The 5069-nt window shown below is 41.0% G+C and carries 4 protein-coding genes; 1 reads left to right on the plus strand and 3 read right to left on the minus strand.

Translation table 11 applies throughout. The annotated features are described in order from the left end of the window. Positions 1-20 precede the first annotated feature (20 nt). From ACLNCN_RS03135 to ACLNCN_RS03145, 3 genes are all read right to left on the minus strand, one after another. Positions 21-1010, minus strand: a complete 990-nt coding sequence (locus ACLNCN_RS03135) for a PTS sugar transporter subunit IIB (protein ID WP_004258131.1) — start codon at positions 1008-1010, stop codon at positions 21-23. Between the two features lie 234 nt (positions 1011-1244). Then, a complete protein-coding gene (gene adhP, locus ACLNCN_RS03140) occupies positions 1245-2264 on the minus strand; it encodes an alcohol dehydrogenase AdhP (protein ID WP_000649185.1) in 1020 nt (339 codons plus the stop codon). A 330-nt stretch (positions 2265-2594) separates the two neighbouring features. Continuing rightward, complete coding sequence (locus tag ACLNCN_RS03145) at positions 2595-3407, minus strand: Cof-type HAD-IIB family hydrolase (protein ID WP_424844595.1); 813 nt, start codon at positions 3405-3407, stop codon at positions 2595-2597. Positions 3408-3596: 189 nt separating this feature from the next. On the opposite strand from ACLNCN_RS03145, the gene ACLNCN_RS03150 reads away from it, so the two are divergent. Then, positions 3597-5015: an NCS2 family permease gene (locus tag ACLNCN_RS03150; protein WP_424844596.1), complete on the plus strand. Its 1419-nt coding sequence runs from the start codon at positions 3597-3599 to the stop codon at positions 5013-5015. Positions 5016-5069 lie beyond the last annotated feature (54 nt).

A 5069-nucleotide genomic window follows, 5' to 3' on the forward strand; every position in this document is an offset into this window, starting at 1 on the left:
AAATCCTTTCATAAAATCGATTATTGCACGTTTGCTTTGTTGATCAAGTCAAACAAATCTTTTTTGGTGTCGTTTGGTACTTTACGTACATCAAATTCAACACCAAGGTCACGCATTTTTTCAAATGTAGCAACGTCTTCTTTGTCCATAGACAAAACGTTGTTAACCATTGTTTTACCAGTTGAGTGAGCCATTGATCCAACATTAAGAGTTTTGATTGGCACGCCACCTTCGATAGCACGAAGGGCATCTTGAGGTGTTTCAAACAAGATAAGGGCATGTGTTCCTCCGAAGCGAGGATCTTTCGCAACGTCGATTAGTTTTTGGATAGGAACAACGTTTGCTTTCACTTTACCTGGAGCTGCTTGTTTAATCAATTCTTTACGTAATTCGTCTTTAGCTACGTTATCTGAAGCAACGATGATACGGTCTGCTTTTGAATCTGGAGTCCAAGCAGTTGCAACCTGACCGTGAAGTAGACGAGTGTCTAGGCGAGCAAGGTTGATTTTGAGTTTACCGTCTCCGATGACAGTTCCTTCTGGAATCGCAGCTTGGGCAACTGGAGCAGCTGCAGCGCTTGCTACTTCCTCAACTGGGTTTAGCTCTTCTGGAAGAGCTTTGATGCCATCTTTGGCTTCTTTAATGATATTAGCAGCGACTTTTTCTACACCTGCAGCAGCGTCCATGAGGCGCTCTGTGTAGGCTTGAATTAACATCGGTAAGTTAAGTCCTGTGATGATGGCAAACTTACGCTCAGGATTTTCTCCCATCACGCGGCTAGCTTGGTTAAATGGAGATCCACTCCAAAGGTCAGCCAAAACTAGAACCTCATCTTCTGCGTCAAATGCAGCAACAGCGTTATTAAACTTAGCGTATAGATCATCAGGACCTTCATTTGGCATAAAGGTTACAACTTGAACCTTTTCTTGTTCACCAAAGATCATAGATCCTGACTGATGAATACCCGCAGCAAATTCGCCGTGGCTCGCAATAATGATTCCGATACTCATTATTGTCATTCCTCCTTTTTTGTTTTAGTTTTCGTTTAAGAAAACTTTAAGACTTTTTAAGTATAAACCGTTTTCATCTAAAAATCAACTATTTATCATAAAATAATTAAAAAGATTACATCTGAAAATATTGATATATTGAGTTTTAGAGAAGTTTTTTTGAATCCTTATTTAAAAATTTAATATAAAAAAGTTGGAAGCGCATTCCAACTTTTAAAATAGGTTTCTAATAGATTAGTGGGTGAAGTCGAGTACCATACGTCCTTGGATTTGACCTTTTTCCATTTCGTCGAAAATGGCTACGGCATCTTCTATTGGACGTTTTTGAACAACTGGAACTACCAAACCTTCTGCACCGAATTGGAAGGCTTCTTCCAAGTCTTTACGAGTTCCAACGAGAGAACCGATGACTTGGATTCCATCTAGAACGGTTTTTACGATACTGAGTTCCATCATTTCAGAAGGAAGGCCGACAGCGACAACGCGACCACCAGCACGAACTGAGTCAACAGCCTGGTTGAAGGCAACTTTAGACACAGCAGTTACGACAGCTGAATGAGCTCCGCCATCAGTTTTTTCCTTGATGAGTCCAGGTACATCTTCAACTTCGAGGCCGTTAATAACAATGTCAGCTCCTACTTCTTTTGCAAGGGCAAGTTTGTCGTTATTGATATCAACTGCGATGACATGAGCATTGAATACTTTTTTAGCATATTGAACAGCTAGGTTACCAAGACCACCAGCGCCGTAAAGAACAACCCATTGACCTGGTTCAACTTTGGCCTCTTTAATGGCTTTATAGGTTGTTACACCAGCACATGTGATAGAAGAGGCTTGGGCTGGATCAAGTCCGTCAGGAACTTTGACAGCATAGTCTGCAGTTACGATACATTGTTCAGCCATACCTCCGTCTACTGAGTAGCCGGCATTTTTCACTGTACGGCAAAGAGTTTCACGGCCAGTTGTACAGTATTCGCAAGTACCACATCCTTCAAAGAACCAAGCAACGCTGACGCGGTCGCCAACTTTAAGGCTTTTTACATCTGGGGCAATTTCTTTGACGATACCAACACCTTCGTGACCTAGGACACGTCCTGGTACTTGACCAAAGTCACCATGGGCAACGTGGAGGTCAGTGTGGCAAACACCACAGTATTCAATTTCTACAAGTGCTTCCCCAGTTTCAAGTGGACGGAGTACTTTTTCTTCAACAGCAACACCAGTGCTTTCTGGATTTACAACAACAGCTTTCATAGCTATCCTCCTTGATATTGACCGAGAACAGGGATAACGGGACTGGATTGATTTTGTGTCAACAGAGTCGAGTATGACGAGCTCTCTTGTATTTATATGTAAAGTATATCACAAAAGAAAGCCTTTTCCAAGGTTTTGGAAGTAAAAAATAGAATAATCGATTAACTGGTTGATGAGACTGTGAAAAGAACACAAAGACCAGCCCGCAAGCTGGTCATACTCTTCGAAAATCAAATTCAAACCACGTCAGCTTCGCCTTGCCGTACTCAAGTACTGCCTACGGCTAGCTTCCTAGTTTGCTCTTTGATTTTCATTGAGTATCAGTATGGACTATAAGAATAAGTCTTGCAGGGTTTTGGCAACCCCATCTTGGTCATTGGTTAGGGGGAGTTGCTCATCTGCATAAGGGAGCAATTCTGGATTGGCATTTTTCATTGCATAACCTTTACCAGCAAAAGCTAGCATTTCGGTATCATTGTGTTCATCTCCAAAGGCAATCAAGTCCTTTTTATCGCGGTTCATTACCTTGAGCAAGTAGTTTAAGGCGAAGGCTTTATTGACTCCTTTTGGGGTACATTCAAGGATATTGAGCGGACCTCCCCAGGTATTAATAGAAAGTTGATGCTGATAGAAGGCGTTCATTTCTTTTGCCAAGGCATACTTGTCACTGGCTCTAGTCTGCAAGAGAATACAGTTAGGATCCTTGGTTACCAATTCAGGCTGGAATTGATCTTCAGGCTGGAAAGCTTCTACGCCAAATAGTTTAGGATCGGCAATTTCTTCATTGGGATTTGTAATGTAGAATTTTTTACGATATTCTCCAGCGATAAAATCGGCTTGAATGTCCTCTGAACGTTGAACCATATCGAGCAGATATTTTTTGTCTACGGTCAAACACTTTTCAAAGTCCCAAGCTTGGTCTGGTAAATGAGTAAGGGAGCCGTTGAAATTAATCATAGGAGTGTCTAAGCCTAATTCACGGTAGAAATCTTTTGACATGCGGTAAGGGCGACCTGTCGTAATAATAACCTGATGCCCTTTTTCAGTAACTTTTTTAATAGTTTCTTTGGTAAAGTCAGAAATCTGACTGTCTGAGTTGAGCAGGGTTCCATCCAGGTCAACTGCAATAATTTTTTTCGTCATATAAACCTTTCTAGTGTCTTTCCAGATAAGATGTCTACTATTATAACAAAAAGCAGGCAGAAAAGCAGATTCGAAACTAAAAAAGAAATTTCATCAAATTCTTAAATAAATCAAACAAAGATATTGAAAAAGTGAATGATAAATGATATAATTCTATTATTGTTCGTAAAAATTAAAAGGAGATTGATAATGGACAAATTATTTAAACTAAAAGAGAACGGTACAGACGTTCGTACAGAGGTTCTCGCTGGTTTAACAACTTTCTTTGCAATGAGCTATATTCTCTTTGTAAACCCACAAATTCTTTCGCAAACAGGAATGCCTGCTCAGGGTGTATTCCTCGCAACGATTATCGGTGCAGTAGCAGGTACCTTGATGATGGCCTTCTATGCTAACTTACCTTATGCCCAAGCGCCAGGTATGGGTCTTAACGCCTTCTTTACATTTACAGTCGTATTTGGACTCGGTTATTCTTGGCAACAAGCCCTAGCTATGGTCTTCATCTGTGGGATTATCTCATTGATTATTACCTTGACAAATGTTCGTAAAATGATCATTGAATCGATTCCAAATGCTCTTCGCTCAGCTATTTCAGCTGGTATCGGTGTCTTCCTTGCCTATGTAGGGATTAAGAATGCTGGACTTTTGAAATTTACGATTGATCCAGGCAACTATATTGTTGTAGGAGAAGGGGCTGACAAAGCTCAAGCAACGATTGTAGCAAACTCTTCAGCAGTTCCAGGCTTGGTCAGCTTTAATAATCCAGCTGTTTTGGTGGCTCTTGCAGGACTTGCCATTACTATCTTCTTTGTTATCAAAGGGATTAAAGGGGGAATTATCCTCTCTATCTTGACAACAACTGTTCTTGCTATCGCAGTTGGTTTGGTAGATTTGTCTAGTATCGATTTTGCTAATAACCATGTTGGTGCAGCTTTTGAAGACTTGAAGACAGTCTTTGGTGCAGCTCTTGGTTCAGAAGGTTTGGGAGCTTTGATTTCAGATACAGCTCGCTTGCCTGAAACTCTGATGGCTATTCTTGCCTTCTCATTGACAGATATTTTTGACACGATTGGTACCTTGATCGGTACAGGTGAAAAAGTTGGTATCGTAGCGACAAATGGTGAAAATCACCAATCAGCTAAGTTGGATAAGGCTCTTTACTCTGACTTGATTGGTACTTCAATTGGTGCCATCGCTGGTACTTCGAACGTAACGACTTATGTTGAGTCTGCTGCTGGTATCGGTGCAGGTGGACGTACTGGTTTGACAGCCTTGGTCGTGGCAATCTGTTTTGCTATCTCAAGCTTCTTTAGCCCACTTCTAGCGATTGTACCAACAGCCGCTACAGCTCCAATCTTGATTATCGTTGGGATTATGATGTTGGCTAGTTTGAAAAATATCCATTGGGATGATATGGCTGAAGCGGTTCCTGCCTTCTTCACATCTATCTTTATGGGATTCAGCTACTCTATCACTCAAGGGATTGCAGTTGGTTTCTTGACTTACACTTTGACTAAGCTTGTCAAAGGTCAAGCTAAAGATGTTCATGTCATGATTTGGATTTTGGATGCCTTATTTATCCTTAACTACATTAGCATGGCCTTATAATAGGATGACCCAGGGGGATTTTTCCCCTTTTTTAATACAAAGGAGATAGGTGAT

This window comes from Streptococcus sp. CL8.13, from assembly GCF_049737895.1.

Excerpts from the sequence above, each read along its gene's own strand:
- adhP (WP_000649185.1), bottom strand. The coding sequence starts at position 2,264 with ATGAAAGCTGTTGTTGTAAATCCAGAAAGCACTGGTGTTGCTGTTGAA.
- ACLNCN_RS03150 (WP_424844596.1), top strand. The coding sequence starts at position 3,597 with ATGGACAAATTATTTAAACTAAAAGAGAACGGTACAGACGTTCGTACA.
- ACLNCN_RS03135 (WP_004258131.1), bottom strand. The coding sequence starts at position 1,010 with ATGAGTATCGGAATCATTATTGCGAGCCACGGCGAATTTGCTGCGGGT.
- ACLNCN_RS03145 (WP_424844595.1), bottom strand. The coding sequence starts at position 3,407 with ATGACGAAAAAAATTATTGCAGTTGACCTGGATGGAACCCTGCTCAAC.